The 753-nt window shown below is 30.8% G+C and carries 1 protein-coding gene; it reads left to right on the top strand.

Going from position 1 to position 753, the window contains the following annotated elements; genetic code table 11:
• Positions 1–179 precede the first annotated feature (179 nt).
• A partial coding sequence (locus DMC01_RS12675) for a hypothetical protein (protein ID WP_142694534.1) occupies positions 180–753 on the top strand: 574 nt, incomplete at its 3' end.

Raw genomic sequence — 753 nt, 5'->3', positions numbered from 1 at the left:
TTGGCAAAAAAGAAGAAGCAAAAAGAATCTTGCAAGGCTTTATGAGGCATTATGTGGGGGATTTTAATGAAGACATAAGCTATATGCTTGAATAAGCTAAAGCTCTTAGCTTGATGGCTTTTTAAGAAGCATTTTAATTCTAAAGATTTAAAGAAACTACTGAATCAACCTTGAGTAGGATGAATATTTATTTAGACGGCAAAAGAGTGGATAAAAATGGTAAGTTCATAGAAAACTCACAAAGCCTTTTAAATCAAGCTTATCATACCAATAAGCTTATAAGCTTCAATGAAACTAGCTTAGCAAGGCTTACACAAAGAGCATTGCAGGCATTAAATGGCGATGAAAGCTTAAATTCACAAGAAGACTCACGAACACTCAATAGCTATGATAAGCTAATAATAAATTCACAAGAAGGCTTAAAATTCACACAAACACAAGAAGCAATGAAACAAGAAGGCTCACAAGCATTAAATAAAGATGAGTTTTTAAATTCACAAGAAGGCTTAAAAGCATTAAATAAAGATGAGAACTTAATGATAAATTCACAAGAAGGCTTAAAAACACTAAATAATGATGATAGCTTAATAAATTCACAAAGAAATTCACAGACACTCAACATTGATGAGAACTTAATTATAAATTCACAAGAAGGCTTAAAATTCACACAAACACAAGAAGCAATGAAACAAAAAAGCTTAAAATTCAAAGAAGCACAAGAAAGAATGAGGTATGAATTCTTTAATCATCTCT

Origin of the sequence: Campylobacter troglodytis (genome assembly GCF_006864425.1) — a bacterium.
In the GTDB taxonomy this organism is placed as follows: Bacteria; Campylobacterota; Campylobacteria; order Campylobacterales; family Campylobacteraceae; genus Campylobacter_D; species Campylobacter_D troglodytis.
Note: the sequence above shows the minus strand (reverse complement) of the source record. Positions and strands in the feature narration are given on the sequence as shown.